4 protein-coding genes and 1 pseudogene are annotated in these 3,626 nt (G+C 72.9%); all 5 read left to right on the top strand.

All coding sequences use genetic code 11. From position 1 onward, the window contains the following. A pseudogene (locus tag G3I42_RS18535) lies at nucleotides 1–500 on the top strand (histidine kinase); the annotation flags it as partial. After that, complete coding sequence (locus G3I42_RS18530) at nucleotides 497–1,081, top strand: roadblock/LC7 domain-containing protein (RefSeq protein WP_343244588.1); 585 nt, start codon at nucleotides 497–499, stop codon at nucleotides 1,079–1,081. The pseudogene G3I42_RS18535 and the gene G3I42_RS18530, both read left to right, overlap by 4 nt. Beyond that, the gene (locus G3I42_RS18525; RefSeq protein ID WP_164287373.1) at nucleotides 1,078–1,485 is read left to right on the top strand and encodes a DUF742 domain-containing protein; all 408 of its coding nucleotides are present in this window, start codon (nucleotides 1,078–1,080) and stop codon (nucleotides 1,483–1,485) included. Before G3I42_RS18530 ends, G3I42_RS18525 begins: the two co-directional genes overlap by 4 nt. Nucleotides 1,486–1,513: 28 nt before the next feature. Continuing rightward, a complete protein-coding gene (locus tag G3I42_RS18520) occupies nucleotides 1,514–2,137 on the top strand; it encodes an ATP/GTP-binding protein (protein WP_164287375.1) in 624 nt (207 codons plus the stop codon). Nucleotides 2,138–2,270: 133 nt separating this feature from the next. Beyond that, nucleotides 2,271–3,509, top strand: coding sequence for a styrene monooxygenase/indole monooxygenase family protein (locus G3I42_RS18515; RefSeq protein ID WP_164287371.1), 1,239 nt, complete (start codon nucleotides 2,271–2,273; stop codon nucleotides 3,507–3,509). Nucleotides 3,510–3,626 lie beyond the last annotated feature (117 nt).

Genomic DNA, 3,626 nt, shown 5'->3' with positions numbered 1-3,626 from the left:
CCGAGACGGCGACCCCCGCCCCCGAGGAACCCCCCGCCGCACCCGCACCCGCACCCGCCCCCGCACCCCCCGCCTCCCCCTACGCCATAGGCCCGGACGCCCACGCGCGCATTCCGGACACCGCCGAGGCGGAGGCCGCCGCCGCGGAGCGGGTGGAGAGCTGGGACCGGGTCACCGACAAGGGCCTGCCCAAGCGCACGCCGAAGATCTCGGCGCCCGCCCCCGCCCCCCGTGCGGCCACCCCCGGCGTGGACGCCGAGGCCCTGCGCCGCAGGCTCGGCGGCTTCCACCAGGGGGCCACCCAGGGCCGCAAGGACGTGGAGGCCGCCCTCGCCGAGGAGACCGGGAGCCTGACCCCTCCCGGCGCCGAGGACGAGGAACCCGCCCGGGAAGGCGCGCAGGCGCCCCCCGGGAGCACCCGACCGCCCGCCGCCCCGACCACGGCGGACGCGCGTGAGGTATCAGCCGAGGGGGACTCAGCCGAGGAGGAACGCAGGTGACTGCGCCCGGCCGTACCACAGGTACGGCACGCACCGTCGACTCAACCACGCCGGGCGGCGACCGGACCGGTTACGGCCTCAGCAAAGAGGCCCGTAACCTCCAGTGGCTGCTCACCAACCTCGTCGAGGAGGTACCGGGGCTCCTCTCGGTCGCCGTCGTCTCCTCGGACGGACTGCTGCTGCTCTCCTCCGACCCCGCGCACCAGCGCGCCGCCGCGGGGACGGACCGCCCGCAGGGCCCGCGCGGCTCCAGCGCCGACCTCGCCACGATCGTCTCCGGGCTCGGCAGCCTGTGCGTCGGCGCGGCGCGGCTCATGGACGCGGGCGGCGTCAAACAGACCATGGTCGCGATGGCGGAGGGCGCGCTCTTCGTCATGGCGATCAGCGACGGCTCGCTCCTCGGGGTGCACGCCGCCGCCGACTGCGACATGAGCGTCGTCGCCTACCACATGGCCCTCTTCGTGGGCCGCGCCGGACACGTCCTGACCCCCGAACTCCGCAGCGAGCTGCGGCAGTCGATGGAGGGCGAGGTGCCCGGCGAGGTGCCCGGGGCGAGGACGGCGAAGGGAGCGGAGCAGTGAGCGAACCCAAGAGTCCGAAGCTCCCGACGAGGGGAGCCGACCGCAAACCCTCGCGCGTGCGCCCGTACTCGCTCACCGGGGGCCGTACCCGCTTCGGGCACGTGCTGCTCGTCGAGACCTTCGTCGCCGCGCTCGAAGCGCCGCAGGAGCGCCCCGAGCTGGTCAACGGCGACCTGCGCACCAAGGTCATGCCGGAGATGCGCGCCATCGTCGAACTGTGCCGCAGGATGCGCACGGTGGCCGAGATCGCGGCGCTCCTGCGCATGCCGCTCGGGGTCGTCCGCGTACTCCTCAGCGACCTCGCCGACCAGGGAAAGATCCGCGTCTACGGCACCGGGCAGCAGCCCGGCCAGCCCGACCGCGCACTGCTGGAAAGGGTGCTGAGTGGACTCCGCCGCCTCTGATCTCCTCGGCCGCCCGGGGCCCGCGTACGTGGGCGCCCGCGCCCCGGCGCAGGCCCCCGCGCCCGGAGAGGAGGACCTCAAGCCCTGGCAGCTGGACACGAGCCGGGCTCCCGCGTCGACGAAGATCGTGGTCGCGGGCGGCTTCGGCGTCGGCAAGACGACGCTCGTCGCCGCCGTCTCGGAGATCGTGCCGCTCCAGACCGAGGCCGTCATGACCCGCGCGAGCGAGGACACCGACGACCTCTCGGCGACCCCGGAGAAGTCGACGACGACGGTCGCGATGGACTTCGGGCGCATCACGCTCGACGACGACCTCGTGCTCTACCTCTTCGGCACGCCGGGCCAGCAGCGTTTCTGGTTCATGTGGGACGACATCGTGCGCGGCGCGGTCGGCGCCGTCGTGCTCGCCGACACCCGCAGGCTCGGCGACTGCTTCCCCGCTCTCGACTACTTCGAGAGCTGCGGGCTGCCGTACGTCGTCGCCGTCAACCACTTCGACGGCTCGGAGCGCTTCGAGCCCGGCGACGTGCGGGAGGCGCTGACGATCCCCGCGCACGTACCTGTGATGATCATGGATGCGCGGCGCAGGATATCGGTCGTCGAGACCCTGCTCGCGCTCGTCGGTCACGCGCTCGACGCCCTGCCCGAGTAGGCGGCGTGACGGTCTCCGTACGGGGGTAGGACGACCCGTACGGAGACCGGGCCGGCGACGACGTCCCGTACACCCCCGGGCGCCCCGCTTCGCGGCCCACGGACGCCCGCCCAGGCAAGGAGAACCGCAAGGCATGCGGAAGGTACTCATCGTGGGGGCCGGGCAGTCCGGTCTCCAGATCGCTCTCGGCCTCCAGTCCCACGGCTACGAGGTCACCCTCATGTCGAACCGCACGGCCGACGAGATCCGCTCCGGGCGGGTCATGTCGACGCAGTGCATGTTCCACACCGCGCTCCAGCACGAACGCGACCTCGAACTGAACTTCTGGGAGAACCAGGCCCCGCGCATCGAGGGCCTCGGCGTCTCGGTCGCGGCCCCCGACTCCAGCCGCGCGATCGACTGGGTGGGCAGGCTCGACGGCTTCGCGCAGTCCGTCGACCAGCGCGTCAAGATGGCGGGCTGGATGGAGACCTTCGCGCAGCGCGGCGGCCAGGTCGTCATCCACGGCGCGGCGGTCGGGGACCTCGACTACTTCTCGCGCACGTACGACCTCGTGCTCGTCGCGGCCGGTAAGGGCGAACTGGTCACGATGTTCGAGCGGGACGCCGCGCGCTCCGTCTTCGACGCCCCGCAGCGCGCTCTCGCCGTCGCGTACGTGCACGGTCTCGGCCCGCGCCCCGAGCACCCGGACTTCGACGCGGTGCGCTGCAACCTCGTGCCCGGCGTCGGCGAACTCTTCGTCATGCCGACCTTCACCAACACGGGCCGCGCCGACATCCTCTTCTTCGAGGGCGTCCCCGGCGGCCCGCTCGACGCCTTCAAGGGCGTCAAGGACCCCTCCGAGCACCTGGCGCTGACGCTGGAGCTGCTGGAGAAGTACGTGCCGTGGGAGTACGCGCGCGCCACCAAGGTCGAGCTGACGGACGCGAACGCGACGCTCGCGGGCCGGTACGCGCCCACCGTCCGCAAGCCGATAGGGCGTCTGCCGGGCGGCGGGGCCGTGCTCGGCGTCGCGGATGTCGTCGTGGCCAACGACCCGATAACCGGGCAGGGTTCGAACTCGGCGTCCAAGTGCGCGGCGAGCTACCTGTCCTCGATCATCGAGCACGGCGACCGGCCCTTCGACGAGGCGTGGATGCAGTCCGCCTTCGACCGCTACTGGGACACCGCCCAGCACGTCGTGAAGTGGACCAACGCGATGCTCGGCGTCCCCCCGGAGCACGTGCTCGAACTGATAGGAGCGGCGGGCCAGGCGCAGCCGGTCGCCGACCGCTTCGCCAACGGCTTCGACGACCCGGCGGACTTCGAGAACTTCTTCTTCGACCCCGAGAAGACAGCCGCCTACCTGGAGTCGGTGCGGGCCGCGGCCTGAGCCCCACGCCGTGCGGGCCCCCGGAACGGCGGCGGGCCCGCACCGCGGTGATTCACCGTGTCCCCGGGGCCGTGCGCGCCCCGCCGCTCACCGCCTCGGCCCGCGCCGCCTCCGCGA

It is taken from the genome of Streptomyces sp. SID11385, assembly GCF_010548245.1.
Lineage (GTDB): Bacteria > Actinomycetota > Actinomycetes > Streptomycetales > Streptomycetaceae > Streptomyces.
This window is presented reverse-complemented; position numbering and strand designations above follow the sequence as displayed.

Bases quoted from the DNA above. Each gene is read 5' to 3' on its own strand.
- G3I42_RS18515 (WP_164287371.1), top strand. From the start codon at position 2,271: ATGCGGAAGGTACTCATCGTGGGGGCCGGGCAGTCCGGTCTCCAGATC.